Origin of the sequence: Actinomadura fulvescens, from assembly GCF_039533225.1 — a bacterium.
In the GTDB taxonomy this organism is placed as follows: Bacteria; Actinomycetota; Actinomycetes; order Streptosporangiales; family Streptosporangiaceae; genus Spirillospora; species Spirillospora fulvescens.
In genome coordinates this window covers 37,140-63,744 of sequence record NZ_BAAATD010000023.1, presented here as the reverse complement: position 1 = coordinate 63,744, position 26,605 = coordinate 37,140, and the positions used below count along the sequence as shown (strand labels likewise).

The 26,605-nt window shown below is 72.3% G+C and carries 23 protein-coding genes and 1 tRNA gene; 13 read left to right on the top strand and 11 right to left on the bottom strand.

Features of this window, described 5'->3' with window-relative positions; genetic code table 11:
- Nucleotides 1–41: 41 nt before the first annotated feature.
- A tRNA-Leu gene (locus ABD333_RS45240) sits at nucleotides 42–117 on the bottom strand.
- A gap of 113 nt (nucleotides 118–230) precedes the next feature.
- Here ABD333_RS45240 and ABD333_RS45235 point away from each other — a divergent pair.
- Entirely contained in the window at nucleotides 231–2,537 is a 2,307-nt protein-coding gene (locus ABD333_RS45235; RefSeq protein ID WP_344549104.1) for an aminotransferase class I/II-fold pyridoxal phosphate-dependent enzyme, read from the top strand.
- Here the strand turns inward: ABD333_RS45235 and ABD333_RS45230 are convergent.
- The 5 genes from ABD333_RS45230 to ABD333_RS45210 are packed head-to-tail and all read right to left on the bottom strand — an operon-like array spanning nucleotide 2,513 to nucleotide 9,162.
- Complete coding sequence (locus ABD333_RS45230) at nucleotides 2,513–3,169, bottom strand: DUF6182 family protein (protein WP_344549103.1); 657 nt, start codon at nucleotides 3,167–3,169, stop codon at nucleotides 2,513–2,515. The two genes, ABD333_RS45235 and ABD333_RS45230, sit on opposite strands and share 25 nt — an antisense overlap.
- A gap of 8 nt (nucleotides 3,170–3,177) precedes the next feature.
- Nucleotides 3,178–4,020 carry a hypothetical protein gene (locus ABD333_RS45225; protein ID WP_344549102.1) on the bottom strand — a complete coding sequence of 281 codons (843 nt, stop codon included), beginning with the start codon at nucleotides 4,018–4,020 and terminating at the stop codon, nucleotides 3,178–3,180.
- The gene (locus ABD333_RS45220; protein ID WP_344549101.1) at nucleotides 4,017–6,392 is read right to left on the bottom strand and encodes a phosphotransferase; all 2,376 of its coding nucleotides are present in this window, start codon (nucleotides 6,390–6,392) and stop codon (nucleotides 4,017–4,019) included. Before ABD333_RS45220 ends, ABD333_RS45225 begins: the two co-directional genes overlap by 4 nt.
- Before the next feature lie 3 nt (nucleotides 6,393–6,395).
- On the bottom strand, nucleotides 6,396–8,096 hold the full coding sequence (locus ABD333_RS45215; RefSeq protein ID WP_344549100.1) for a GH3 family acyl-acid amido synthetase: 1,701 nt from the start codon (nucleotides 8,094–8,096) through the stop codon (nucleotides 6,396–6,398).
- 22 nt (nucleotides 8,097–8,118) lie between these two features.
- Complete coding sequence (locus ABD333_RS45210; RefSeq protein WP_344549099.1) at nucleotides 8,119–9,162, bottom strand: hypothetical protein; 1,044 nt, start codon at nucleotides 9,160–9,162, stop codon at nucleotides 8,119–8,121.
- Between the two features lie 323 nt (nucleotides 9,163–9,485).
- Here ABD333_RS45210 and hppD point away from each other — a divergent pair, with 323 nt between their 5' ends.
- From hppD to ABD333_RS45195, 3 genes are read left to right on the top strand one after another with little or no spacing between them, the layout of a single operon-like run.
- Nucleotides 9,486–10,559 carry a 4-hydroxyphenylpyruvate dioxygenase gene (gene hppD, locus ABD333_RS45205; RefSeq protein WP_344549098.1) on the top strand — a complete coding sequence of 358 codons (1,074 nt, stop codon included), beginning with the start codon at nucleotides 9,486–9,488 and terminating at the stop codon, nucleotides 10,557–10,559.
- A 39-nt stretch (nucleotides 10,560–10,598) separates the two neighbouring features.
- A complete protein-coding gene (locus ABD333_RS45200) occupies nucleotides 10,599–11,729 on the top strand; it encodes a prephenate dehydrogenase (protein WP_344549097.1) in 1,131 nt (376 codons plus the stop codon).
- Nucleotides 11,710–12,804: an alpha-hydroxy acid oxidase gene (locus ABD333_RS45195; protein WP_344549096.1), complete on the top strand. Its 1,095-nt coding sequence runs from the start codon at nucleotides 11,710–11,712 to the stop codon at nucleotides 12,802–12,804. Before ABD333_RS45200 ends, ABD333_RS45195 begins: the two co-directional genes overlap by 20 nt.
- A 2-nt stretch (nucleotides 12,805–12,806) precedes the next feature.
- Here the strand turns inward: ABD333_RS45195 and ABD333_RS45190 are convergent, their stop codons facing one another.
- The 3 genes from ABD333_RS45190 to ABD333_RS45180 form a co-directional block, all read right to left on the bottom strand.
- Nucleotides 12,807–13,067, bottom strand: a complete 261-nt coding sequence (locus ABD333_RS45190; protein ID WP_344549095.1) for a hypothetical protein — start codon at nucleotides 13,065–13,067, stop codon at nucleotides 12,807–12,809.
- 334 nt (nucleotides 13,068–13,401) lie between these two features.
- The gene (locus ABD333_RS45185; RefSeq protein WP_344549094.1) at nucleotides 13,402–14,673 is read right to left on the bottom strand and encodes a cation:proton antiporter; all 1,272 of its coding nucleotides are present in this window, start codon (nucleotides 14,671–14,673) and stop codon (nucleotides 13,402–13,404) included.
- A gap of 936 nt (nucleotides 14,674–15,609) precedes the next feature.
- Nucleotides 15,610–16,584, bottom strand: a complete 975-nt coding sequence (locus ABD333_RS45180) for an AraC-like ligand-binding domain-containing protein (protein WP_344549093.1) — start codon at nucleotides 16,582–16,584, stop codon at nucleotides 15,610–15,612.
- A 290-nt stretch (nucleotides 16,585–16,874) separates the two neighbouring features.
- Here ABD333_RS45180 and ABD333_RS45175 point away from each other — a divergent pair, with 290 nt between their 5' ends.
- From ABD333_RS45175 to ABD333_RS45165, 3 genes are all read left to right on the top strand, one after another.
- Entirely contained in the window at nucleotides 16,875–17,516 is a 642-nt protein-coding gene (locus ABD333_RS45175) for a TVP38/TMEM64 family protein (protein ID WP_344549092.1), read from the top strand.
- Between the two features lie 95 nt (nucleotides 17,517–17,611).
- Nucleotides 17,612–18,895 carry a M20 metallopeptidase family protein gene (locus ABD333_RS45170; RefSeq protein ID WP_344549091.1) on the top strand — a complete coding sequence of 428 codons (1,284 nt, stop codon included), beginning with the start codon at nucleotides 17,612–17,614 and terminating at the stop codon, nucleotides 18,893–18,895.
- Nucleotides 18,896–18,998: 103 nt separating this feature from the next.
- Nucleotides 18,999–19,367 (top strand): hypothetical protein, encoded by a 369-nt coding sequence (locus ABD333_RS45165; protein ID WP_344549090.1) that lies wholly within the window; start codon nucleotides 18,999–19,001, stop codon nucleotides 19,365–19,367.
- A 1-nt stretch (nucleotide 19,368) separates the two neighbouring features.
- On the opposite strand, the gene ABD333_RS45160 is transcribed toward ABD333_RS45165, so the two are convergent.
- Nucleotides 19,369–19,707 (bottom strand): I78 family peptidase inhibitor, encoded by a 339-nt coding sequence (locus ABD333_RS45160; RefSeq protein WP_344549089.1) that lies wholly within the window; start codon nucleotides 19,705–19,707, stop codon nucleotides 19,369–19,371.
- 257 nt (nucleotides 19,708–19,964) lie between these two features.
- On the opposite strand from ABD333_RS45160, the gene ABD333_RS45155 reads away from it, so the two are divergent.
- Nucleotides 19,965–21,392: an alpha/beta hydrolase family protein gene (locus tag ABD333_RS45155; RefSeq protein ID WP_344549088.1), complete on the top strand. Its 1,428-nt coding sequence runs from the start codon at nucleotides 19,965–19,967 to the stop codon at nucleotides 21,390–21,392.
- 107 nt (nucleotides 21,393–21,499) lie between these two features.
- Here the strand turns inward: ABD333_RS45155 and ABD333_RS45150 are convergent, their stop codons facing one another.
- Nucleotides 21,500–22,234, bottom strand: coding sequence for a S1 family peptidase (locus tag ABD333_RS45150; protein ID WP_344549087.1), 735 nt, complete (start codon nucleotides 22,232–22,234; stop codon nucleotides 21,500–21,502).
- Between the two features lie 358 nt (nucleotides 22,235–22,592).
- Here ABD333_RS45150 and ABD333_RS45145 point away from each other — a divergent pair, with 358 nt between their 5' ends.
- The 5 genes from ABD333_RS45145 (at nucleotide 22,593) to ABD333_RS45125 (ending at nucleotide 26,604) form a co-directional block, all read left to right on the top strand.
- Nucleotides 22,593–23,396, top strand: coding sequence for a DUF3109 family protein (locus ABD333_RS45145; RefSeq protein WP_344549086.1), 804 nt, complete (start codon nucleotides 22,593–22,595; stop codon nucleotides 23,394–23,396).
- 96 nt (nucleotides 23,397–23,492) lie between these two features.
- Nucleotides 23,493–24,356 (top strand): NAD(P)H-binding protein, encoded by an 864-nt coding sequence (locus ABD333_RS45140; RefSeq protein ID WP_344549085.1) that lies wholly within the window; start codon nucleotides 23,493–23,495, stop codon nucleotides 24,354–24,356.
- Entirely contained in the window at nucleotides 24,344–25,294 is a 951-nt protein-coding gene (locus ABD333_RS45135) for an aromatase/cyclase (RefSeq protein ID WP_344549084.1), read from the top strand. The genes ABD333_RS45140 and ABD333_RS45135 overlap by 13 nt, the downstream gene beginning before the upstream one ends.
- Nucleotides 25,295–25,300: 6 nt before the next feature.
- Nucleotides 25,301–25,516, top strand: a complete 216-nt coding sequence (locus tag ABD333_RS45130) for an aromatic-ring hydroxylase C-terminal domain-containing protein (protein WP_344549083.1) — start codon at nucleotides 25,301–25,303, stop codon at nucleotides 25,514–25,516.
- Complete coding sequence (locus tag ABD333_RS45125; RefSeq protein WP_344549082.1) at nucleotides 25,516–26,604, top strand: polyprenyl synthetase family protein; 1,089 nt, start codon at nucleotides 25,516–25,518, stop codon at nucleotides 26,602–26,604. The genes ABD333_RS45130 and ABD333_RS45125 overlap by 1 nt, the downstream gene beginning before the upstream one ends.
- Nucleotide 26,605 lies beyond the last annotated feature (1 nt).

Sequence of the window (26,605 nt, the reverse complement as noted above, 5' to 3'; positions counted from 1 at the left end):
CGATGCTCATCGTCCGTTTATTTATGCTCATCGGTCTGTCCTGGTACCCCCGGTCGGATTCGAACCGACATCGCGTCCCTTTTAAGGGGACTGCCTCTGCCATTGGGCTAAGGGGGCCCGTGCGCGTCGATTCTAAACACGCTGCCGCAGGCGGCGTCCATCCGTTAATGGTTGGACGCGCGGCCGGATGAGGCCTGTTGGACGACCTCCGGCAATGGAATAATTCGACAATGGAATGGTCCCTGAGCGACTTCACGCGGCTGGCCCGGGCACGGACGTCTCACGCCATCTGGGACCTCTTCGAGGGCGGCGCGGCCGGGCGGCGCACGCTCGCGGCCGACCTCGGCGCGTTCGACGGCGTCCGCCTGCGATCCTCGGCCGGCCGCGGGCCGGACCGCCCGGACACCACCACCAAGATCCTTTCTCGTGTACGGGATGCGCCGATCGGTGTCGCGCCGCCGGCGCGGCTCGCCCTCGGGCACGAGTCGGCGGAGCTCGGCGTCATCCGCGGGACGGCCGCCGCGGCCGACGTGCCGGTCGTGATCAGCGTTTCCGCCACGCGCCCGGTCGAGGAACTCGCCGCCGCGAGCGACGTCCCGCTCTGGCTCCAGACCTGCCGCCCGCGCGACCGGCCCGCGAGCGCGCACCTGATCGAACGAGCGGAGGCGGCGGGCTTCGAGGCGCTCGTCCTCACCATCGGCGGCGCCGGCCCGGCCGGGTCCGACCCGGACCTGGACTGGGCGGAGCTGGCCCGGCTGCGGTCGCGGACCGCACTGCCGATCCTGGCCAAGGGCGTCCTGTCGGCGGACCAGGCGCGGTGCGCGATCGACGCCGGCGCGGACGGCATCGTGGTGTCCAACTACGGCACCGGTGCGAACGACGGCGCGGTGGTGGGCACCCTTCACGTCCTGCCGGAGGTGGTGGCCGTGGCGGGCGGACGGCTGCCGATCCTCCTCGACGGCGGGGTCCGGCGTGGCCGGGACGTGCTCGCCGCGCTCGCTCTCGGTGCCGAAGCGGTCCTGATCGGGCGTCCGGTCCTGCACGGCCTGACGGTCGGCGCCGCCGAAGGCGTGCAACAGGTGCTCGGCGTCCTGCTGGGCGAGCTCAGAGCGGCGATGGCGTCCGCCGGTCTCGAAACCATCGCCCAGATCGGCCCCGGGCTCATCGAGACGGACGACGGCGCGCGGACAGTGGCGTTGGCGCCGCCGGAGCCCGGCTCCGTCATGCTGCGCGCGGCCGACCTGCATTCCAGCGTCAGCGACCCGGTCATGGACACGATGAACTTCCTGAACGAGGTGACGCTGCGCAACCCCGGGGCCGTCTCGTTCGCTCCGGGCAGGCCGTACGACGGCTTCTTCGACACCGAGCAGATCTTCACCTATCTGCGCCGCTACCTGGAGCACCTGGAGGCCCAGGGGCGGTCACCGGCCCAGGTGCGCGAAGCCGTCTTCCAGTACGGCCCGTCCGCCGGACTGATCCGCGACCTGGTCGCGGGCGCGGTCCGGCAGGACGAGGGGATCGACGTGCCGCCCGAGTCGATCGTGGTCACCGTGGGCTGCCAGGAGGCGATGTTCCTCGCCCTGCGCGCGCTGGTGACGGGCCCGGACGACGTGGTGCTGGTCTCCAGCCCCAGCTACATGGGCATCGTCGGCGCCGCTCGGGTGCTGGAGGCCGAGGTCGCCGCCGTCGCGGAGGGGCCGGACGGGCTCTCGTGCGCCGGCGTGGAGGCCGCCGTCATGGCCGAGCGGGCCCGGGGCCGCCGCCCCCGCGCGGTGTACGTGATCCCCGACCACTCCAACCCGTCCGGCGTCACCATGCCGCTGGAGACGCGCCGCGAACTGCTCGACCTCGCCGTCCGGCTCGACGTGCTCCTCCTGGAGGACAGCCCGTACCGGCTGGTCAGCCCCGGCGCGCGGCCACCGACGCTGAAGTCGCTCGACCGGCACCGGCGGGTCGTCCACCTGGGCTCGTTCGCCAAGACCGTCTTCCCCGGCGCGCGGGTCGGCTATGTGATCGCCGACCAGCCGGTCCTGCGGAAGGACGGGACGGCGGGCCTGCTGGCCGACGAGCTGGCGAAGATCAAGAGCATGGTGACCGTCAACACCTCGGCGCTGAGCCAGGCCGCGGTCGCCGGTGCCCTGCTGACGGGCGGCGGCGGCGTCTCGGGTCTGACCACCGAGACCGCCGCTCACTATGGCGACATCATGCGGTACATGCTGGAGGGCCTGCGGCGCGAGTTCCCGGCCGGGCGCCGGGAGCGGCTCGGGGTGAGCTGGAACGAGCCTGCCGGGGGCTTCTTCCTGACCGTTCAGGTGCCGTTCGTCGCCGACAACGCCGCCCTGGCGAGATCGGTCCAGGAGTTCGGGGTCATCTGGACGCCGATGTCCTACTTCCATCCGGAGGGTGGCGGCACCCGGACGATCAGGCTGTCGACCAGCTACCTCTCCCGCGCCGACGTGGACGAGGGACTCGCCCGACTCGCCGCCTTCATCGAGGCGGAGGCGGCCGGGTCTCAGCCGACGGAAAGGAAGGCGTAAGCGCGGAGGCGCTGCGGGGAAAGCGGGTCGCGGACGACCCGGATGCGCTCGTGGTCCCCGGAGCGGCCGGGCTGCGCGGGGAGGTGCCTGATCACCAGGCGGCCGACCCCGGCGAGGAGGCCGTCGAGCGCCGCCTCCACGACGAGGTGGTTGACGTTGACCAGGTAGTCCTCGACCGTCAGATCCATGGCCGGGACGTCCAGCCGCGCCCTGCCGGCGGCGTCTTGTCCGGCGATCGAGATCTCCTGTGTGAACGGGACCGGGACACCGCGCGAGCCCCTCCATGGCCTGAGCAGCCGCCGCAGCGACGCGTACTCGGCCAGCGGCCCCGGCCCGTACCAGGCGACGTCGCCGTCGGGGGACGCGTACGCGCAGGGATGGCGCTCGGTGAGGTTGCGCGGGTCGCCGGCCAGGAAGATGGTCCTGGTGAAGCTGCCGTACCAGATCGCGGCCTGCCGCTGATCGAGGGTCCGGGCGAACGCGAGCGCGGAGGAGACGAACGCTCCGGCGTCGAAGTCCCGGAGCACCGCGATGGCGCCGATGTGACGGGCGGTGCTCGGCGTCGGACGCGCCTGGCCCACTCGCGCGATCCGGGCCTCGAACTGCGTGCGCAAGACGTCCTGGGACGGCATCCCGATCCTCACAGGCCGGTGAGCCGCGCGACCCGCGCGGCGAGTTCGGCGGGCGGCGCGGTGTCGGCGCGGACGCGGTGGACGCGGGTCATGGAGAGCGTCATGAGCGCCGCGAGGGCCTCGTTGTAACCCTCGGCGGCCCGCGCCAGCAGCTCTGCGCGTTCGTGCACCTCGGGCCTGCCGCCGCGGGCGCGGAGCCGGTCGAGCGCGGCGTCCACGCCGATGTCGAGCAGCACCGCCACGTCGGGCGGGGTGACGCCGAACCTGGCGGACAGCGCCGCGACCCGGTCTTCGACCGGCAGGTCCAGCAGGCCCGTGAGCTCGGTGGCGACCGTGTCGAGCCGGACGGTACGGCCCGTCCGCTCGCTGAGCACCTCGCACCACGCGAGGGCGGCCTCGACGGCGGCGGGGGACAGGCCGAGGAGCCGTTCACGCAGTGCGGCCGGGCGGCCGGGGCCGCTGACCCGTTCGATCGCCGGGCGGTAGAGCGGGATGTAGGCGAGCGCGTCGATGACGGGATGGCGCTCGGTGAGGATGGTCCGGGCCGACAGTTCGCGGACGAACAGGCGCTCCGCGACACCGTAGGTGCACATCTGGAGGTAGAGGACGCCGAGCTTCAGGTCCGGGCTGCCCAGCCGGTCCGCCTCTTTCGACAACGTGTCGAGGTGGCGCGACAGGCCGTGCAGCGGGGCGTCGGGGTTCTCGTGCGCACGCAGGCTCGACAGGACGACGCGACGCCGCCCGGCGTCCTGCGGGCATGCGGCGAGCCGCCGCGCGAGGGTGCTCTTGCCCGACCCGTCGATGCCGAGGAGCGCGATCCGCACGGCCCCGGTACGGCCGCCGGCGGTCACCCGGCCACCTCGTCCTCGATCGCGATCAGCCGCAGCGTCGTGGCGGTCAGCCGGCCGAGGAACGGCAGCGCGCGGTGGGTGTGCACCATCAGGTAGAGCAGGAGCCGGGTGACGGCGAAGTCCCACAGGGCCAGGCGGTAACCCGCGCGCCAGGTGGCAGGGTCGATCCCGGCGCCGAGCGTGTCCCGGTGCAGGTCGACGAACGCGGTGACGTCCGGCTCGGCGACGTCGGCGGGAAGGACGAACGCCAGGAACTCGGCCAGGTCCCGCTGCGGCACGTGGAGCGTCGCGAGCTCCCAGTCGTAGGCGACCAGGCTCAGGTCGGCGGCGCGCAGGGCGACGTTGCGCGGGTTGAAGTCGCCATGGACCAGCGTCCGCGGCATGGCCTCAAGGCGGCTCCACCAGGCGGGGATCTCGGCGATGATCCGCCGCAGCCGCCGTGCCCCCGCCTCGTCGAGCACCTCCGGGTGTTCGGCGGCCCCGTGGTCGAGCAGGGCTTCCCACAGCTCCCGCATGACCGTCATGCGCTCGGCCGTCCGCACGTCACCGAGCCACTCCTCGGCGCGAAGTTCGGCCTCACGGCCCAGCCAGGCGGCATGCACTCCCGCGATGCCGCGGACGGCCGCCGCGATGTGCGCGCCGCGCCACCGGCCGGGCGCGTCTCCGGCGTCCTTGAGGATCACGTTGGGGCCGAGCCGTTCCATCGCGATCACGTAGGCCTCGCGGCCGGGGTCCTCATAGGTCCCGTAGGTCGTGGGGAGCACGGCGCGCAGCGCGGGCACGCTCGACCGGTAGATTGCCGGCTCCCGCGTGTGCAGGCCCCGGAAACCGGTCCAGTCGCGCCAGCGCGGATAGACCTCGGCGAGCCTGCCGCCGCAGAGCGAGGCCAGCTTGGCGGCCTCGATGATCACCTCGCGGTCGAGGGGCTTGGCCTTGACGACCACCTCGGTCTGCTTGGGGTCCTCACCGTGCCGGCGCACCCAGGTGACGCGGAGCGGCAGGACGCCGACCGTCTTGCGCCGCTCGCCGCGGGCGGTGAGCTCGGTGACCAGGCTCGACCGCGGCGCGTCCCCGATCGGCTCGACGCCGGTCACGCGCAGGTCCGGTGCGCCGAACGACTCGGCGAGCATCGGCTGGAGCAGCGGCGCCCCGAGATCGTCGGCCCGCAGCCAGTCCACCCGGCGGGCGCGGCCGAGCCGTTCGTGCGCGTCGGCGAACTGGCCGCCCGCGACGGCCGCCATCGTCGACACGTCGAGCGCGAGCGCGAAGCCACAGACGATCTCCGCGAACCGGGCGCCCGTCCCGTCGCCGGAACAGCCGAGCGCCGCCAGGTAGTCGCGCTGCTGCGGCAGGCCGGTGCCGCCGCCGACCGCGCCGGTGACCAGGTTCGGCAGGACGAGCGTCGCGCGCAGCGCGCCGTCCTCGACCTCCAGGGAGAACAGGGCGGTGCCCGACTCGTACACGCTGGCGATGTCCTGCCCGGTCGCGACGAACATGGCCGCGATGACGTTGGCGGCGTCGATGTCGTGGCCGGGCATGCCCGCCTGCTGCGCGGCGACCACGCTGATCCGGTACAGCCGGTCGACGGCCTCGGGGGTGGTCTTCAATGTGCGCCGCACCGTCGCCCGGTCGATCACGCACTCGGCCATGACCCGGGTGCCCCGGCCGCCGATCATGTTCAGATGGGTGAACTTCTTGTCGCCGCTGAGGTTGGCCTCGACCGCGAACCAGGTCGGCACCAGGTCCGCCGTCTCCGACAGCCGGTCATGGATCCAGCGGCAGGCCTGCCAGGTCGCCGCGGTCGTCATGTTCTGCCCGCTGGCGTCGGCCGTCTCGTACACGAACCGCAGGTGCACGGCCCGCCCGAGCTGCACGGGATCGAGCTCGACCAGCCGCGAGTGCCGGGAGACCGTCGCGATCTGCCGGTCGAGCTCGGACTTCTGGGCCACGGCCCAGCGCGCGAACCGCGCCGCCGTGCCCAGCCCGTCGAACTCGAACACCGGCACGCGGGTCATCCGCTGCGCGATGACCTGGACGGTCGCACCGCCCGCCAGGGTGATCGCCTTCGCGCCGCGCGACACCGAGGCGACCATCGCGCCCTCGGTGGTCGCCAGCGGCGCCGTGACGAGGCCCTGGACGTGGCCGCCGTTGAGGAGCAGCGGTCCGGCCAGCCCGACGGGGAGCTCGATGCCGCCGACGACGTTCTCCACGTTCCCGGGCAGCGAACGCGGATCTATCGATGAGTGCTCCAGGGAGGGAAGACCCGCCCCCGAGGTCTCGCGCAGCCATCGCAGCCTGGCCCGTCTCGCCTCCTCGCTGTAGTCGCCGCGGCCCGGCATGACCGGGTAGGTGTCGGCGGTCGTCTCGTTCATGCCTCACACTCGTTTCGGATCCGTGTCCGGTCGTTCGTCCCGTTCGGTCAGACGCGTCCAGACGCCGGGATCGTCCTGGAACACCCTGTCCTTCACTCGCGGCGGCCGCTCTCCCGCCTCGACCCGCCGGCGCCACTCCCGCAGGAAGGACTCGGGCGGCACCGGCCTCACCACAGGCGCGGCCAGCTCTTCCGTACGCCGTGCCGCCGCGTAGCCTGGCGACTCTCGCGCCAGTGCGATGTCGAGGGCGTCGCTGAACGCCCGCAGATCCCTGACCGACGGCGCTTCGTCGAAGGCGACGGCCGCCTCATGCCCCTGGCCGCCGCCGTCGGCGGGCCGGTCCTCGGCGGGCCGCGCGCGGTAGGCGAGGTTGCGGATCGAGGCGCCGGCCACGGCGGAGGCGTCCGCCATCGCGCGCAGCACGTGCGACTCGCGCAGCCGTTCGCCCGCGACCGACACCAGGCCCATCCGGCAGGAGTACTCCACGACGGGCGTCGCCCCCGTGAAGCCGATCACTTTGACGATGTCGCGCACCGCGCACCGATACAGGCCGCCGAGGTGGGAGAGGATCACGTGGTACTCGCGCCCTTCCTCCAGCTCGTGCGGCAGCAGGGTCGGGCCGTCGGGTGTGATCTCCTCCTCGGCCGGGATGAACTCGTAGAAGCAGCTCGTCACGGCCAGAGGCCCGCCCGCCGGACGGTCGTCCACCGGGATGGCGAGCGGCCCTTCCGACGAACCGATCGGCGCCGGACGGACCCTGACGTGCTCGCCGTACTCCTCACGCGTCCTCGGCAGGTAGAGCCGCGCGACGTAGGTGTTCCAGGTCAGGAGCAGCTCCAGGCGCGGCCACACGTCCGCCGGGCGGAGGCTCCCGCGCCGCACGGCGAGGCGCTCCAGCGTGGCCGCGCGCTCCCGGTCCGGTGCCCGGAACGGCGCGCCGCCCAGCGTTCCGTCCCTGATCTCCTGAACGAGGCGCGGCCACCACACGCCGAGCTGGTAGGGGAGCGCCGCCGCGATGGCCGGGTTCACCGCGATGACGCCGCGTACGTCGTGCTCGGCGGCGAGCCGCAGCCGCAGGTAGGTGCGTTCCCACGGCCCGGCGTCGGCGAACCGCTCCGGCAGCCGGCTCCAGGGCGCCCGGTTGCCGAGGCCGACGGCGAGGTCCTCGCCGACCTTGCCGTAGTCGAGCTGGCTCGGGCCCAGGTGCGGCCGGCCGCCGCTCGTGCGGCCCGTCGCCGAGTGCGGGTCCTGCCAGAGGTTGAGCACGGCGTCGTCGTGGTCGGGCAGGCCCGGATGGTGCTCGACCAGCCGGCTGAAGCCCGCGAAGTAGAACGGCAGGAAGCAGCGGCGCAGGAAACCGCCGGTCACCGGGATCGCCTTCTCGGTGCCGGTGGTGCCGCTGCTGGCGAAGAACGCGATGGGGTCCTCGCCGGTCAGGACGCGTTTCTCGCCCGCGTGCACCCGTTCGAGCCACGGCCCGAACTCCTCATGGCCGCGGATCGGCACGGCCTTGCGGTAGTCGTCCACTCCCTGCGCCGGGCCCAGACCGTGCTCGCGGCCGAACGCGGCGGCGGCGCCCGCCGCGAGGAGCTCGCCGAGGACCGAGGCCTGGGCCGCGCGCGGATCGTCGAGGGCGCCGAGGAACGCGCGGCTCTCCGCGCGGACCCGGTGACGGTAGGCGTCGGCGCGTTCGGTCGCGGACATCGTTCCTCCTGGGGGCGATCGGTCACAGATAGACCGTGTCGAGCAGGGACCGGGGCACCGGACGGGCGCGCCGGGCGAACAGGCCGTCGGTGAGCCGGTAGGGATCGACCCATCCCGAGGGCCTGACGGAGGTGGCGATCCGCGCGGACGACGAGCCCGCGGGGAGCGCGCCGGGCGGATCGTCGTCGCCCGCGTCCCGCAGCATCCGCTCGGCCCGCGCCAGCGCCCGGCGGAGCAGTTCGGGACGGAACGTCTCGCCCGACGTCCGTTTCAACATCGCGATGAAGTAGAGACGCATCCCCAGGCGGTAAGCGGCGGGTCCGAACTCCTTGCGGCACAGCCGGTGAAGCCGGTCGATGGTGACGTCGTCCCACCCGCCGTGGCGGCTCGACCGGACGGCACCGCCGAGCGGCACACGCCCCAGGGGATACCGTTCCACCCGGCCTCCCAGGGCGTCGACCATCCGGGCGAGGAGGGCGTAGTCGTGCGAGAGGTCGTCGTCGTACACCAGGAGGACCCGGCGTCCCGGTGACAGGCGCGGCACCAGGTCGCGCAGGATGACCAGGAGGTAGTTGGCGTGCCCGTCGGCGCCGATGACCTTGCGCAACGGCATGCCCCATCGGGTGCCGTCCAGATGGACGGGGCCGCCGTGGCGGCGGTGGTCGAGGCACAGCCCTTCGGCGGCGAGCCGTTCGACGACCTCGTCGGTCGACGCCGCGAGCGGCCGGTCCCGCATCAGGCCGGGGTCGTGCACGCCCAGCAGATCCAGATGCCGCTTCCAGTGAAGGGTCATGTGGCGGGTGGCCGGATGCACCCAGCCGTCCCGTTCGACCCGGTCGACGTAATGACGCAGTTCGTTAAGGGGAAGGGCGTCACCGGACGAATGGAACCGCACATACAGCCGCCCAAGGTCGTCGGGAGAAACGCCGTCATAGTCGACAGCGGGATGGTGGCGGTCGAGGTAATCCCAGAACTGGAGGGTCTGCCCAGTGAGATTGGGCGTGCGCGGTCCCCAGTGATACTCCGGATCGGCTATCAGGCGGCTCGCCCGGAAGAGGACGTCCACCCACAGGAACCCCTTCACATGCGTCGGGAGCAGGGGTTTCGTGGCCGTTATCGTGACCGGCACGAGAAGCGGACGCCCGGCCGTCGCGCACGATAATCGCGGTGAACCCATAGCCACGAACGCCCCCGTGCGCTTCGATGCCCGTTCAACGATCCTGCGATTGTCATGGCGGGCCCCGGCGGCGTCAACGGCGGTCGTCGGACGGCACGAATACCAGGTGTTCAGGTACGAGGTGTTCAAGCGACGCACGTGCTCAGTTGGACGGCCGCACGGGCATTGCCGTTGACTACCGCCACCAGAGTGGACGTCCCTGGAGGTGGCGCGTGGAAATCCGGGCGATCGATCATATCGAGCTGTTCGTCGAGGACGCGGAGGAGTCGGCGGAGCGGCTGCGCGACGGCTTCGGCTTCGCGCTCGCCGGTCGTGGCGGAGCGGATACGGGGTTACGGGGGTGCGAGTCGGTCCTGTTACGCCAGGGCGAGATCACCTTGCTGCTGACCGCCGCCACCAGCGCCGGCCACCGCGCCGCCGAGTACGTCCGGTCGCACGGCGACGGGGTGGGCGTCATCGGCCTGCTGGTCGACGACGCGCGGGCCGCCTTCGTCCAGGCGGTCGAACGGGGGGCCGCGCCGGTCGCCCCGCCCGAGAGGTTCGGCCCACCGGGCGACAGGGTCGTCTTCGCCTCCGTGGCCGGGTTTGGCGACGTGGAGCACCGGTTCGTCTCCCGCGAGAGGCCCGAGGGCCCGTTCGCCCCGCTGATCGTGGAGAGCGGCTGCGGCCGCACCGGCGGGGGGCTGCTGAGGACGGTCGACCACTTCGCGGTGATCGTGCCCGCCGGCACGCTGGACGAGACCGTGCGCTACTACCAGGAGGTCTTCGGTCTCACCCAGACCTTCGAGGAACAGATCATCGTCGGCTCGCAGGCCATGGACTCCAAGGTCGTCCAGAGCGCGTCCGGGCGGCTCACCCTCACCGTCATCGAGCCGGACACCACCCGCGACCCCGGGCAGATCGACACGTTCCTGGAGGCCCACGGCGGCGCCGGGGTACAGCACGTCGCGTTCCTCACCGACGACATCACGGCCGCCGTGCGCGCGAGCGCCGAACGGGGCGTGCGCTTCCTCACCACGCCGCCGGGCTACTACGACGCGCTGACGCCGCGGCTCGGGCACGTCGGCGTCGAGGTGGGGGAGCTGCGCGAGCTCAACATCCTCGCCGACCGCGACCACTCGGGCGTGATGCTCCAGATCTTCACCGAGTCACGGCATCCGCGGGGCACCCTCTTCCACGAGCTGATCGAACGTCGCGGCGCCCGCACGTTCGGCAGCAACAACATCCAGGCCCTGTACGAGGCCGTCGAGCGTCAGCGGGCGAGCGACCCGGCGAGCCTGGACTGAGACCGCCATGGCCGACATCGCGCATCCGGTCACGCTCCCGTGACCGGCCCGCGGGAGGAGCGGGCCGCGCCCAAGCGCGTCACCGTCATCGGAACCGGGCTCATCGGGACGTCGATCGCGCTGGCCGTGCGGAAGGCCGGCACCGAGGTGCTGCTGATCGACCGTGACCCCGCGACGGTCCGGCTCGCCGCCGAGCTCGGCGCCGGGACACCGTGGACCGACGAGCTCGCCGACCTGGTCGTGCTGGCCGTCCCGCCTCCGGCCGTCGCCGTGACGCTGCTGGACGCGCAGAGCCGCGGTCTGGCGGCGGCCTACACCGATGTGGCGGGCGTCAAGGGGCCGCCCCTGGCGCAGGCGGCACGGCTGGGCTGTGACCTTCGGTCCTTCGTCGCCGGTCACCCGATGGGCGGCGGCGAACGTTCAGGCCCGCTGGCCGCCCGCCCCGATCTCTTCGTCGGACGCCCCTGGGTGCTCTGCCCCGGCGCCGAGGCCGACGACACGGCGGTCGCGAGCGTCAGGGCGATGGTCGCGGCCTGCGGCGCCACACCCGTCACCATGGACGCGGCCGACCACGACGACGCGATGGCCCTGGTGTCGCACGCGCCGCACGTGGTGGCGAGCGCGATGGCCGCCCGCCTCGCCGAGGCGCCGCCGAGCACGGCGAACATCGCGGGTCAGGGCGTGCGCGACGTCACCCGGATCGCCGCCGGGGACCCGTCGCTCTGGCAGGAGATCCTGACGGCCAACGCCGGCCCGGTCGCCGACGTGATCGAGGCGGTGGCGCACGACCTGGCCGGGACCGCCACCGCGCTGCGGGCACCGGGCGGCTCCCCGGGTCCCGTGGCCGACCTGCTGGCCCGAGGCGTCACCGGGCACGGCCGGATACCGGCCAAACACGGCGGACCCGCCGCGCGCCTCACCACCGTCACCGTTCTGGTCGCGGACCGGCCCGGCGAGCTGGCGATGGTGTTCCAGGCGGCCGGCGTGGCCGGCATCAACATCGAGGACGTCAGTATCGAGCACCTGCGGGGCCGCCCGATCGGCGTGCTGCGGCTGGCCGTGGCGCCCGAGGCCGGGCCGCGCCTGATCGCCGAACTGCGTGCCCGCGGCTGGTCCGTCCCGGGCCCGGACACCGAGCCCGAGGAGACCGATGCGGCTGACACTCGGTGATTTCGCGCGTTCGGCCGAGGCGCGGCTCGATCCCGCGATCTGGGACTTCTTCGAGGGCGGCGCCGGAGAGGAGCGCACCCTGGCGGCCAACGCCCAGGCGTTCGACCGGTGGTGGTTGCGGCCCTCGGTGCTGCGCGGCGCGGACCGCCCCGAGACCGCCGTCAAGATCCTGGGCCGTGCCTGGGACCTGCCCGTCGGGATCGCTCCGGTCGCCTTCCACACCCTGGCCCATCCGCTGGGCGAGATCGCCACGGCGCGGGGGACGGCTGCGCTCGGCTCGGTGCCGCTGGTCGTCAGCACGTTCGCGGGGCGCCGGATCGAGGAGGTCGCCGCGCAGCGCGGCGACGTGCCCCTCTGGCTGCAGGTGTACTGCCTCCGCGACCGCTCGATCACCCGGTCTCTGATCGAACGCGCGGAGAACGCGGGATTCGAGGCCCTCGTCCTGACCGTGGACGCGCCGCACCTCGGCCGCCGGCTGCGGGACCTGCGCAACGACTTCCGGCTTCCCGCGGACGTCGGCCCCGCCAACCTGGCCGGTGACGGGTTCCGGGTGCCGGCCGCGCACGCGAGGGCCGAGTTCGATCCCGGCCTCGACTGGTCGGTGGTCGACTGGCTGCGCTCGGTCAGCGCCCTGCCCGTCCTGGTCAAGGGAATCCTCACCGGCGCCGACGCGGCGCTCGCCATCGGCGCCGGCGTGGACGGCATCGTGGTGTCCAACCACGGCGGCCGGCAGCTCGACGGCGTGCCCGGTACCCTCGACGTCCTGCCCGAGATCGCGGACGCCGTCGCCGGGCGTGTCCCGCTCCTGCTGGACGGCGGAGTGCGCCGTGGCCGCGACGTCCTCGCGGCCCTCGCGCTCGGCGCCGACGCGGTGCTGGTCGGCCGCCCCGTCCTGCACGGTCTCGCCGTCGGAGGCGCCGAGGGCGTGACGGATCTGCTGACGATCCTGCTCGACGAGCTGACCGACGCCATGTCCCTGTGCGGCCTGCGTACCCTCGCCGACATCACACCCGACCTGGTCCGGCCCGTCACATCGTGGCCGGCCCGGCCCGGCGCGGAACGATCCGGCGCCTAGGCTCAGCCGACCGGCATCGCCGTTCTGGTGTGCTCCCTGGCGGCCCTCAGGTGCTGGGCGTCGTGGTGCTCTTCCTGCTCCTCCAGCCGCATGGCGATCCCCATGGCGAAGAAGGTCGGCGCCCACTGCCCGACGAAGATGCCCCACCTGTCCGCGCGGTCGATCCCCGCGGACTCGGCATGCCTGGAGATGAACCACGACATCATCGACGCGCCGACGGACGCGAGGCCCATGCCGTACATGGCGTTGGACGAAAGGCCCATTTTCTGCAGCGTTCTGATCACGTGTGCCCCCTGACAGCGTTGGTCTTTCCTAACGTCGTTCCCCAAGACCTAGAAGCGGGAGCAATGCGCCCATAAGGATTCGGCACCAGACGGGACTGCGGGTGGGTGTTGAGGGGCGGGGACCCCAACACCCGCGGAACGGCCCTGTCAGCCGCCGACGAAGGAGGTCAGGCTGTCGAGAAGGAAGTTGCTGCCCTGCTCGGACTGGTCACGCTCCTCGGCGCTGTCGAAGGTCTGGGACCCGTCCGGCGCCGGTGCACCCGTTCCTACCCGGCCGGACGAGGCAAACGGCCGGGTTTCCGCATCGAGCGGGTCAACGGGTCGTCCGGACGGCGGCCGGCCCGCGGTGGCGTCGCAGCCGGTCGAGCCAGGCCAGGGCCGGGGTGGAGGTCAGGCCGTGCAGGAAGACCGAGGCGAGGACGGTGAAGGCCACCACGGCCCACAGCGATCGCGGCGCGACCCCGAAGTCCGCCTGGCCGAGGGCGTACGCGACGTAGAAGAGCGAGCCGATGCCGCGTACGCCGAAGAAGGCGATCAGCCGCCGTTCCCGCGGCCCGGCCCGGCCGCGGCTCAGCGACAGCCACCCGGCCAGCGGCCGGATCACCAGCAGAAGGAGCAGGCCGACCGCGGCTCCCCGCCAGGTGAGGTCGCGCAGCCCGCCGGTGGCGACATAGCCGCCGAGCAGGATCAGCAGCCAGACGGTGATCAGGCGCTCGATCTGCTCGATGAAGCCGTGCAGGACTCCGTGATAGCCGTGGGAACGTTCCACGGCCCGGATCGCGCAGGCCGCGGTGAACACGGCGATGAACCCGTAGCCCCCCACCGCTTCGGCGATCCCGTAGGTCAGCAGGGTGGCGGCCAGCGCCACGAAACCCTCGTTGCGCTCGGCCAGCCGCAGTGAGGATCGTTCCGCGCGGAAGAACAGCCGGCCCAGCAGCCATCCGGCGCCGAGCCCGACGGCGACGCCCGCGGCGCAGGCGTAGAGCAGCTCGACCGCGAGCCAGTGGCCGAGCCATTCGCCCGGTCCTCCCGTACCGGCGAGGGCCATGGCGACGGCCGCGTAGACCAGCGGGAAGGCCAGCCCGTCGTTGAGACCCGCCTCGGAGGTCAGGCTGAACCGCACCTCGTCGTCATCGTGCTCGGCGTCGGTGGGCTCGCCGACCTGGACGTCCGAGGCGAGGACGGGGTCGGTGGGCGCCAGGGCCGCGCCCAGCAGCAGCGCCGCGGCCGCGGGCCACCCGAGCAGCGCGTGCGCGCTGACCGCGACGAGCAGCGTCGTCACCGGCAGCACGATCACCAGCAGCCGCCAGGTGGTGGACCAGCGGCGGCCGAACGGGCGGTTCAGCGCCAGCCCTGCGCCCATCAGCGAAACGATCAGGCACAGCTCGGTGAGGTGCTGCACGGACCCGCGGTGCGCGACCGGATCGGGCTCGGGCAGGTCCAGCGGCAGCAGGTACAGGAGCATCCCGCCGACCAGGAACAGCACCGGCAGCGAGACCGGAAGCCGGTGGATCAGGCCCGGCAGGGCCGCGGCGAGCAGGGCGCAGGCGCCCGCGACGACGAAGACCAGATCGATGTGCCCCACCTGCTCCCGCTGCCCCCCATGGCTGATCGGCCGAGGCCGTCCCGGATCGGGTTGATCACCGCTCTACCCGTGACGGAGAGGGATATCCAGCCACGTTGTGGCATGAACGGAGCCTTCCGGGTAGGTCATGGCCAGAGGACCCGGTTCGACCGCGGCGCGCAGCCGCAGCCGCCACCGGGAGGCACGCGGTCACCAACGAGAGGAACGCCGATGCTCACCGCGATCGTCACCGCAGCAGCCGAGCGGGTGGCGCGGCTCCGTGGAGCCCGCGCCCTGCACCCCAGGGGCCGCTCATACGAGGCGACGCTGCGGGTGAGCCAGGCGGTACCAGGCGCCGGGCCGCTCAGTGATCGGGACGCCAGGGAGGTCGTCGTCCGCATCTCCAGAGCGGCGGGCGTGCCCGTCGTCCTGCCGGACGTCCTGGGCATCGCGGTCCGCGTTCCCACCGGTCAGGGCACCGTCGATCTGCTGTTCGCGACCACGGGGGCGCTTCCGGGATTCCGCCACGTTCTCCGGCCACGCGGCTCGTTCATGTCGGGCGCCTACACCACGCTCCTTCCGTACGCCCTGGGTGGCCGGACGCGGCTGCTGGGCCTCATCCCCGCCCGGCGCCGGCGGCTGCCCGCGCGACTCGACTCGCTGGACGAGGCGGTGACCGCCGAACCCCTGGTGTTCACGGTGGCGACCGCGACGTTCACGGGCCCCTGGCAGCCCTGCGGAACGCTGGAGATCCATACGCCGATCCCTGAGAACGAGTCGCTGACCGAGGCGTTCGATCCCGTTCTGAACGATCTGCCCGGCCTGCACCTCACCGGGCCACTGCTGACCCTCCGGCGTCGGGCGTACGCGGCCTCCAGGCGAGGCCGTGACGTCCCGGCCCCGATCGGCCCGGAGGCCGAGGCCGTTCTCGCCCGCGAAACCGCGACGTTCCGTGCGTCAGCGCTCGTCGAGGACGTGGCGGCGGTAGTGGCCGGGCGGCATGCCGTAGGCGGCGCGGAAGGCGCGGTTGAAGTGCGCCGCGTCGGTGAAGCTCCAGCGCGCGGCGATCGCCGTGATGGGCCGTGACCGGAACCGGGGATCGGCGAGGTCACCGCGGCACTGTTCCAGGCGCAGGTGCCGGATCCACGCCGCGACCGTCATCTCCTGCTGGGCGAACAGTTCGTGCAGGTGACGCACCGAGATGTGGTGGGCGTCGGCGATGGAGGCGGGGCTCAGGCCGGGATCTCCCAGGCGCTGCCGGACGAAGTGCTCGATCTGCAGGCGGAGCACGCGCCGTCTCGATTCGGCGGTCTGGGGCGCGGGCCGGTCAAGGTGCTGGGTGAGCGCCGCGCCGAGCAGATCGGCGGTGATGTCGGCGAGAACGGGCGCGTCCTGCTCGCTGAGCTCCTCGGCGCGGTGGACCAGGTCGGTGAGCCAGTGGGCGAACACCGCGCTCACGCCGCGTTCGGCCGGGAAGGAGATCGCGGTGAGCTGGTCGGCGGTGTCGGCGGGCAGCGGGAGCATCCGGCGGGGGAGCTGAACGGTCAGGCCCGAGGTGACGTCCCCGGCGCAGGTGCGCCAGGCCTCGAACGGGCGGGAGCTGTCGAAGATCGTGAACCGCCCCGCACCGCAGACGGTGTCACGTCCGGCCTGCGCCAGTCCGGCTTCGCCGCTGAGGACCAGGTTGACCTGGTAGACCTCGGGATCGGAGCGGCGGACCAGCTTGGCGGGCCTGCTGATCCGCACCGACGGATGCGTCATCACGGCCACGCGCACGTCCGTCAGGATGACGGCCCGCGCCCGTCCGAGGAAGTCGCCCGGATCGTCGCACGAGAGCCGGGTGGGCATCATGGCGCTGTCGCCGCGGTTCTGCCAGCATTCGAAGCGATCCCGCGGTGGCACCCGCTCGGTGCTGAACCTGATGAGCCGCATCACCCACCCCACAGGGCGCCGTGGTCGCGTGATTCTGCCACGCGCGCCGCCGGCGGACCACCTCTGGCGGCGGCGCGGCGAAATGGTGGCTTCGGGGGAGTGCGCCGTGCCGTTCCGGGGTCCCGTGCGCGATGATCGGAATCCCGCCCGCCGCCTCGGCGGCGCCCGACCGAACCCCAGCAGGAGCACGTATGAGTCCCCGCGGTCCCGTTCCCTCCACTCCCGGAGACGGTGAACGTCCGCACGAAGCGAAGCCGGAGGAGGCCCCGGCGTCCCGTCGCGGAATCGTCGTGAGGCTGCTGGTCTTCGCCGCGGCGCTGCTGGGGCTCGGTGCCCTGGTGGCGGCGGGCGGCGGCACGTTCTGGGAGAGCGTCAGCGACTGGGTGGAATCGCTGGGCTTCTGGGGTCCGCTGGTCTTCGCGCTGTGTTACGCGCTGGCGGTGCTCGCGCTGATACCGGGTTCGGTGCTGAACGCGTCGGCCGGAGCGCTCTTCGGTGTCGCCGTGGGATCGGCGGCGGTGCTGGCCGGGGCGACGGCGGGTGCGGCGATCTCGTTCGGCGTGGCCAGGCTCCTCGGACGGCCCGCGGTGGCCCGGTACACCGGGTCGGGCCGGCTCGCCCGGCTCGACGGGTATCTGTCGCGCCGCGGCTTCGAATCGGTCCTGGTGCTGCGCATGGTGTCGCTGTTCCCGTTCGGCGTGGTCAACTACGCGGCCGGGGTGGCCGGTGTGCGGTTCGTGCCGTACATGGCGGGCACCGTGCTGGGGATCGTGCCGGGAACGCTCGTCTATACCGGGCTCGGCGGGGCGCTGCGGGAGCCCGGTTCCCCGGTGGTGTGGATCGCGCCCGTAGGGCTGGTCTTGCTGAGCGCCGTCGGGTGGTGGGCGACGCAGCTCGTCCGTTCCCGAACGGGGGTCACACCTCCGAGCTAGGCGGCAAGTGGTTCTTTGGTGTGCAGACTGCGCTATTCGCCTCCACGTAGCTTTCGGGACGTTTCCCCAATCGTCCTCTATCGCTAGGAGGAAAGGTGTCACATCCGGAGAAGCACGCTCTCACACGCCGGACCCTGCTCGGAGGCTCCGCGGCGGCGGGGGCCGGAGCCGTACTCGGGTCCGCCCTACCCGCCGTCGCCGATGCCGGTGCCGGTGCCGCCCGGCTCGACCAGAAAGCGGTCGACGCCGTCGCGGCGCGGCTCGACCGTGACCTGATCGCGCTGCGTCGCCGCATCCACCGCCACCCGGAGGTCTCCGGGGAGGAATGCCGCACCGCCGCCACGGTGGCGCACCGTCTTCGGTCGGCCGGGCTCAGCGTGACGACCGGCGTGGGCGGGCACGGTGTCGTCGCCGTCCTCCAAGGCGCCCACCCCGGCCGGACGGTCGCGTATCGCGCGGACATGGACGCGCTCACGCCCGCCGACCAGATCGGAGGCGGCGGCACGCCCGCGCACCTCTGCGGACATGATCTGCACACCACGGTGGGCGTCGGTGTCGGGCAGGTGCTGGCACGGCTGCGGCACCGGCTCAGCGGCAGGCTCGTCCTCTTCTTCCAGCCCGCCGAGGAAACGCTGACGGGCGCCCGCGCGATGATCGCGGCCGGGGTGCTGGAACGGACGAGGCCCGAAGAGATCCACGCCCTGCACTGTGGCCCGTTCCCGGTCGGCCGGTTCGCCGTCACGCCAGGGACCGGGCTCCCGGGCCAGGACCGTCCCGTCGTCACCGTCTCCGGTCTCGACGCCGCGAAACGGCTGGCGGCCGCGCTCGACGGGCTCAGCACGGTGGCGCACCCCCGGACGGCGGCGGACTTCGAACGACTCGTCCGTGACATGCAGACGCCGAACGGGCCGCTGGCCCGGTTCGTCAGCCTGCGGACAAGGCTGGGCGAGCCTGACGCCGCAGGACGGGTGCAGGTACAGGTGTCCTACCGCTGCTGGCCCGAAGAGAGATACGTGGAGATCCGGAACGAGATCCGCCGCGTCGCCGAACCGTACGGCGCCCAGGTGGATTTCCCCTCCGAGCCGTTCCCCGCGATGGTGTGCCCGGAGAAGGAAGGCCATGCCCTCGGACGGCACCTGCGCAGCGTCTTCGGCCCGGAGGCCGCCACGGAGCTGCACGCGGCGATCCCCTTCAGCGGCGAGGACTACGCGCTCTTCCTCGACCGGATGCCCGGCACGTTCACCTACCTCGGCGTCCGCTCGCCCGGCGCCGACATCACGACCTGCTACCCGCATCTGGGCGGCTTCGTCCCGGACGAACGGGCCATCGGCGTCGGTGTCCGGGCGATGGCGGGCTGGCTCGCCCGCCGCCTCCGCTGACCACGTTCAAGATTCGTTTGCCAGGAGACTCGGCACCCTTGGGGGAGTTTGCCCTGGCCGGAGGGTATGGCCATGCGCAGCGTCATCCATCAGGGGAGAGAGCATGTCTGATTCCGGCCACCCCATCCAGGGGGAGCACAAGTACGAGCAGCACGTGACGTCGCCGGATCAGGGTGAGGAACGGCCCGGCCGCAGTCTGGTCACCACGGACCACGACGTGATCCGCCAATGGGCCGAGGAGCGGGGAGCCGAGCCCGCCACGGTGCCCGGCAGCGAATACGACGGCCGGCCCGGGCGGCTGCTCTTCGACTTCCCCGGCTATGGCGGGGAGGACCTCGAGAAGATCTCCTGGGACGACTGGTTCCGGACGTTCGACGAGCGCAAGCTGAACTTCATCTACCAGGAGCACAAGTCGGACGGGGCGCAGAGCAACTTCTTCCAGCTGGAGAACCCCGGCCGCGGCGACGGCTGAATCAGCCGCAGAACACCCTGGTGACGTGGTCGGTCTTGTCGACCACGACGGTGAGGCGGTCGGCCACGAAGCCCAGGCCTTCGTGCTGCCCGGGCCGCAGGATGCGTATCGAGCGCAGGATGCTCTTGCTCTGCACCTCGATCTCGCCGGCGCGCAACGGTTTCGGGTCGGGATCCATGGCCGTGCCCAGCAGCTGAGGAGACAACCGCAGAGCGTCACAGGCGCCGATCGGATTCGCCGCCTGCGCCTGCGCCGGACCGAGCAGGGAGCCGGTGAACGCCGTGCTGAGGACACTGACCGAGCCGGCTCTCACCAGCATCCGGCGGGACGGAACACGCACGGGTCACTCCTTTCACTGGCGGCGCCCGAACCGAGCGCCCGACTGCACATCGAGGTCAGAAGATAACACTGGGTGACGACAGAATCGGTGACCCCCGCCCCGACACACCGCCTCAGCGATCAGCTTCCGTTGCCTCGTTGGCGAGCCCGCAAATCACGCCGTTCGAGGAGTCCCGTCCTGTCGGGGACCGATGAGTTTCGCATGCGGTCCCGGTCCATATCGGTGTGGATCGACACCTACCGAGGAGGACGGGACAGATGGGCAAGTGGAGACATTGGGCCGGGGCGCTGGCGGTCGGGCTCGTGGTCGGCGGGCAGGGTGTGGGCGTCGTGAACGCGAACGCCGACACCGGCGCCAACGCCGACACCAAGGCCAACGAGCGGCGGACGTACAGGGGTGAGATCGACGGAGCGAGATACAAGGTCGTGGTTCCGAAACGCTGGAACCGCACCCTCGTCCTCTTCAGCCACGGCTACTACCCGGAGGACTTTCCGATCCCGGGCGGGGACGTCGCGCTGAGCAACCATCCGCAGACCGCGGAATGGCTGCTCGACCAGGGGTACGCGCTGGCGGCGTCGGATTACAAGGGCAAGTACGGCTATGCCGTCGAGCCCGCTTTGACGGACCAGATCGCGTTGCTGGACTGGTTCGGCAAGAACGTGGCGAAGCCACGGCGGACCGTCGCGACCGGGCAGTCGATGGGAGGCATCGTCGCGACCCTGCTGGCCGAACGAAACCCGGGCCGGTTCGCGGGGGTCGTCGACATCTGCGCGGCCTTCGACTTCAGCGGCTACATGAACGTGGCGCTGGACCTCAACTTCGCCGTCAAGACCCTGCTCGCGCCGGGCAAGGACATCGACCTCGTCCGCCCCAAGGACCCGAAGGCGAGCGCGCAGGCCCTGTCGGACGCCATCGACGAGGCCATGAAGACGCCCAAGGGCCGGGCCCGGCTGGCACTGGTGGGCTCGTTCGGCAACATCCCGGGCTGGTACTCGACCTACGACCCGAAGCCGACCGAGCTCGCGGAGAAGATCCGCCAGCAGGCGACGTGGGTGCAGGGCGCCTACACCTTGGGCAACGGTCCCATCGGGCGCGCGGACATCGAACGCAGGGCGGGCGGCAACCCGTCCTGGAACGTCGGGGTCGACTACGGCCGCCAGCTGGCACGGTCTGGGCAGAAGACCCTGGTCGCCAAGGCGTACCGGCACGCGGGCCTCAACGTGAAGGATGATTTGGAACGGCTGGCCGATGCGCCGCGCATCTCTGCGGACCGGAAGGCAGTCCCGTATCTGTTCCGCTACGGGGTCGCGCGGGGCACGACGCCCGTTCCGGTCCTCACCATCCACAACACCGGCGACGGCGGCGCCCCCGCGTACGGCCAGCGCTGGTACGCGGGTCAGGTCAGGCGTAACGGCAACCCGGCCAAGCTGCGCCAGACCTATGTCGACCGAGGCAGCCACTGCGCGTTCACGGCCGCCGAGGAGGTCGTCACGATGCGCAACCTGATCGAACGGCTCGACACGGGCACCTGGCCCAACCTCAGCCCCAAGCGCCTCAACAGGCTGGCGAGCGTGTATCCCGCGCCGTACCAGGTCCCCACCGACTTCCTGACCGGTCAGGCGAAGGTCGTGAAGCCCGCGTTCACGACGTTCACCCCCGGATTCCCGCCGCGCCCCTCGCGCTGACACCGAACGTCTGGACGGGCCTCCCACGAGGCCCGTCCACGCGTGTCGGTACGCACGCGGCAGGGCGCCCCGGCTCTGACCAAGCCGGGACGCCCAGCTCCGCAGATCTACCGGCCGCCGCCGATGATCCGGAGGATGGTGGCGCGGAAGTAGGTCACGTCACCGTAGATGGCGGGGGAGACGGCACAGGTGCCGGCCGTGCCGCGGCTGGTTGCGCCGACGAGCTGCCAGCTGCCGGGACCGCCGATCACGGCCGGGCCGCCCGAGTCGCCGTAGCAGGCGCCGCGGCCGCCGCCGCCGTTGATGCACAGCTCGCTGGCCGCGCTGATGCCGCTGCACCGGGAGTCGGCGAGGATGCTGGTGTCGAGCTGGCGCAGGCCGACCGGCGCGCCGCAGCCGCCGCGGGTCGGGCAGGTCTGGCCCCAGCCGATGATGCGGGTGGACGAGCCGACCGGCGCGCTCGTCGCGATGGGAGCGGGAGTCATGGTCGACGCGGTGCTCAGCGTCAGCAGGGAGACGTCGGCGCCGAGCGCCTGGCGGCCGGAGACCCTGCGGACCTCTCCGCCGGATGTGCGGTTGGTGGTGCCGATCCGTACCTGGTAGGGCGTGCCGCAGTGGCTCGCGGTGACCACGTGACGCGGTCCGACGAGCGTGCCGCCGCAGTTGTGGCTGCCGGCGGAGCTCTGCAGGGAGGCCATCCAGGAGTACGTCTCGGTAGCGGGGACACCGCCCACGATCATCGGGGTCGGCGGCGGGGTGGGGTCGTCCTGCGCGAGCGACGTCCCGGCGAACGCCACCACCGCGATCGGGGCGGCAAGCGCGCTTGCCAGTAGGGTCTTCATGCGCATGAGAGTGTGCTCCTCGCAATTCCGGCGGGGGGCGCGCCACCATTCGGAAAATCGGCCGGTGGACGCGCGGACGGGGGAAACCGAACGGTAGACGGGCAAACGGGGCTCGTAAATGGGCCGGGGCGGGCGCGGAACACGTTGATCGACGTCGTTCGTACTTTTTAAGTAATTCTATTAATTTAACAGCGCGGTCCCTGGTCATCGCGACACCGTTGAATGCGGGTGGGCCATTTCTCGCCCGGCGCCGCGGGCACCGCCCGAGAAGTGGCCGCGGCTCCGGTAGAGCGGCCGCCGACCAGGGAAGGAGTGATCAGGACGAACGTCGCGTCAGGGGAAGCGGGGATCGGGTGGCATGGCGGCTTCGGAGAGCACGGGAAAGGCGCGCGGGCCTGCCGGGATACCCCGGCCGGGCGCACGCGGTGACGAGGTGGGCCTGGACTTCGCCCGCGCGTGGGTGGAGTTTCCCGATCCGGCCGACGGCGAGCAGGTCTTCCGCTGTGACCTGACCTGGCTGACCTCGCGCTGGAACTGCCTGTTCGGCCGTGGTTGCCAGGGCATCGTGCCCGGCCGGGCCGGTGACGGATGCTGCTCGCTCGGAGCGCACTTCGCCGACCAGGACGACGAGGACCGGGTCGTGGCGCAGGCCGCGCGGCTGACCCCCGAGACCTGGCAGCACCACCGGGGCCCCGACGGCATCGTCAAGAACACCCGGAACGGCGGCCGCCAGACCAGGATCGTCGACGGTGCCTGCGTCTTCCTCAACCGCCCCGGTTTCCCGGGCGGTGAAGGCTGCGCGCTGCACGCGCTGGCGCTGCGCGAGGGCCGCGAGCCGCTGGAGCTCAAGCCGGACGTCTGCTGGCAGTTGCCGATCCGCCGTACCTACGAATGGGTGGAGCGGCCGGACGCCACCCGGGTGCTGGTGGTGACGATCACCGAGTACGACCGGCGCGGGTGGGGCAGCGGCGGGCACGACCTGCACTGGTGGTGCACGGAGGCCCGGTCGGCGCACGGCGCCGGCGAGCCCGTGTACCTCTCCTACCGCCCGGAGTTGATCGCCATGATGGGGCGCCGGGCCTACCGGGAGCTGGCCGAACGGTGCGAACGGCACCTGGCCGCCGCCCTGCCGGTGGCCCCGCATCCGGCCGATCCCGCCTGATCCCGGGCCCGCGTCAATCAAGATCCGTTCTGCGGGCCCGAATGGCGCAAGGCTCACGCAAGGTCGGCGCCAGAGCCCGTCGGTAGCGTTCTTTTCGTGACGATTCTGGTGACCGGGGCGACCGGAAACATGGGCGTACCACTGGTGCGCGAACTGTGCCGGATGGGGCGTCCGCCGCGGGTGACGACAAGGGACGCGCACAAGGCCGCCTACCTTCTTCCTGACGGGGTCGACATCGCCGAAGGCGATCTGACCGATCCCGAATTCCTCGAACGGGCGCTGCGCGGAATCGGCAAGCTCTTCCTGTTTCTGGAGGCCGGTGATCCGTCCCGCGTTCTCGACGTGGCGGGCCGGTCCGGCGTGCCTTACGTCGTTCTGGTGACCTCCCTGCTGGCCGAGACCCGCCCGCGCTCCTTCGTCGGCCGGTTCGCGCTGGAGACCGAACGCGCGATGCGGGAGGGCGGGTTCCGCGGGACCGTGCTGAGGCCGTGGGAGTACGCGTCCAACACGCTGGCCTGGGCCCGGGACATCAGGGACGGCGACGTCGTCCGGCAGCCGAGCGCGGGCCTCGCGTCCCCGGTCATAGCCCCGGAGGACGTCGCGGCCGTCGCGTCCCGGGCGCTGCTCGAAGACCACGACGGCCGGACGTACGCGCTCACCGGTCCGGCCGAGGTGACCGCGGATGAGAAGGTCCGCGCGCTCGGGGCGGCACTGGGGCGCGAGCTGGCGTTCCAGGAGACCGCGGACCCGGAGCTCATGGAAAGGATCCGGACCTCTCCCGAGGAGGTCGCCGAGAGCGCCGGGGTGTGCTTCATGGAAAGCCCTGGGGTGCGTTCCACCGTCCGTGACATCACGGGCCGGCCGCCGCGTTCTTTCGGCGAATGGGCGCTCGGCCACGCGGGCTCCTTCGAGCCACGCCGGGCCGATGCCTCACCGGCGGCGGTGGCATGGGCGTGCTGAGCGAGCGGCCCGCCGACATCGTCGTCGCCGCCCCGGCCAAGGCGGTCTACCGGCTCATCGCCGACGTCGAGGAGTGGCCGCGCGTCTTCGAGCCCACCGTGCACGTCGAACGCCTCGAAGGAGGAGACCGCCAGGAGCGCCTCCGGATCTGGGCGACGGCGAACGGGACGGCCAGGACCTGGGTGTCGCGGCGCGACCTCGACTCCGCCGCGATGCGCGTACGTTTCCGGCAGGAGAGGTCCCAGAGGCCCGTCGGCGGGATGAGCGGCATGTGGGTCGTCGAACCGCTCCCCGGCGACCGCTGCCACGTCCGGCTGTTCCACGGTTACCACGCGGCGACCGGCGATCCTGCGGAGCTCGACTGGATCGACCGGGCGGTGCACGGCAACAGCAGGGCCGAGCTGTCCGCGCTCGCGGCGTACGCGGAGGCGGCGCACGCCGGGCCGGGGCCCGACGGCGGGCCCCTGCTGACCTTCGACGAGACGGTCGACGTCGACGGCCGCGCGAGGGACGTCTACGAGTTCCTGAACGAGGCGCACCTGTGGCAGGAACGGCTTCCGCACGTCGCGCGGGTCGTCCTCGACGAACCGAGCCCCGGCCTGCAGGTGCTCGACATGGACACCCGCACGAAGGACGGCGCGGAGCACACGACCAGGTCGGTGAGAGTGTGCCTGCCGGACACGCGCATCGTCTACAAGCAGATCCAGGCGCCCGCGCCGATGTCGCTGCACACCGGGAGCTGGCTCATCGACGAGCGGCCCGGCGGGGTGTCCGTCACGTCGCGCCACACCGTGCGGATCGACGAGGCGAACCTCGGCTCCTCGCTCGGTGACGACGCCGGCCTGGCCGACGCGCGGCGGTTCGTACGCGAGGCCCTCGGCGCCAACAGCCGAGTCACGCTCAGGCACGCCAAGTCCTACGCCGAAGAACGGGCCTGATCGCTCATGCCGGGCACAGGAGAACCACTCGACACCGACGTGCTGGTCGTGGGAGCGGGACCCACCGGCCTGGACGTCCGCAACGGCGAGGGCCTCCATCCACGGCCGGACGGCCATGTGGCGTGGGTGAACGGTGAGGAGACCGGCTTGGCGGACGCCTTGCACCGGTGGTTCGGCGCGCCGTTCCCACGACGGCGATCTGAGGAGAGGCGGTCCGCGTGATGACGGACACGGAACGGTCCCCGGCGGCCGTCCCCGCCGGTCTCACGGAGACGGTGCGGCTCGTCAGCGGCCTGGTCGACCGCCGCCTCGCCGCCGTGCTGCGGGGCGACCAGGAGCGCTACGCCGCGCTCGGTGCCCACGCGCGGGACGTCGTCCAGGCCACGCGGGCCGCCGCGTTCGGCGGTGGCAAGCGGCTGCGGCCCGCCCTGGCGTTCCTCGGCTTCGTGGGCGCCGGCGGCGACCCCGGTGATCGCCGCGTCGTCGACCTGGGCGTCGCGCTGGAACTCCTCCACACCGCCTGCCTGGTGCACGACGACGTCATGGACGGCTCGGCGGCCCGTCGCGGCATGCCGGCCACCCACGTCGCGTTCGCCGCCATGCACCGCCGCCGCGGGTACGCGGGCGAGCCGCGCCGCTTCGGTGAGGGCGTCGCCATCGCGGTCGGCGACTTCGCCTTCCTGTCCGCGATGGGCCTGCTGGCCGAGGCGGGGACGGAGGTGCGGCGGGAGTTCACCGAGATGGCCAAGGACGTGTGCGTGGGCCAGTATCTCGACCTCCTCGCGGCCGCGCGGCCCGCCGACGGCACGCCCGACCCGGAGGTCGTCGTCCGCTACAAGACGGCGCGCTACACCGTGCAGGGGCCACTGCGTCTCGGCGCTGCCCTGGCGGGGCGGCTGGGCGACCTGCGTGACGCGCTGGACTCGTACGGCCGCCTGGTCGGCGTGGCCTACCGGCTCAGGGACGACCTCATCGGCGCGCTCGCCGACCCGGCCGTCACCGGCGAACCCGCCGGTGACGACCCGCGGCAGGGCCGGCACATCCCCCTGCTCGAACTCGCCCGCGCCCGCCTGCCGGCCGCCGACCTCGCCGGAAACGAGCTGCTCGACCGGGTGGCGGACGGCCGGCTGCGCGAGGGCGAGATTCCCACCGCCCTCGGCCTGCTGCGCGACCTCGGCGTCCACGAGCACGTGGCACGCGCCTGCGCGGAGCTGACGGCCGAGGCCGGACGCGCGATCGAGCGCGTGGAGTTCGCTGCCGGCGCCAAGGACAGCCTTCTGCAGTTCGCGGCCCACGTCGCCGATGTGTAGG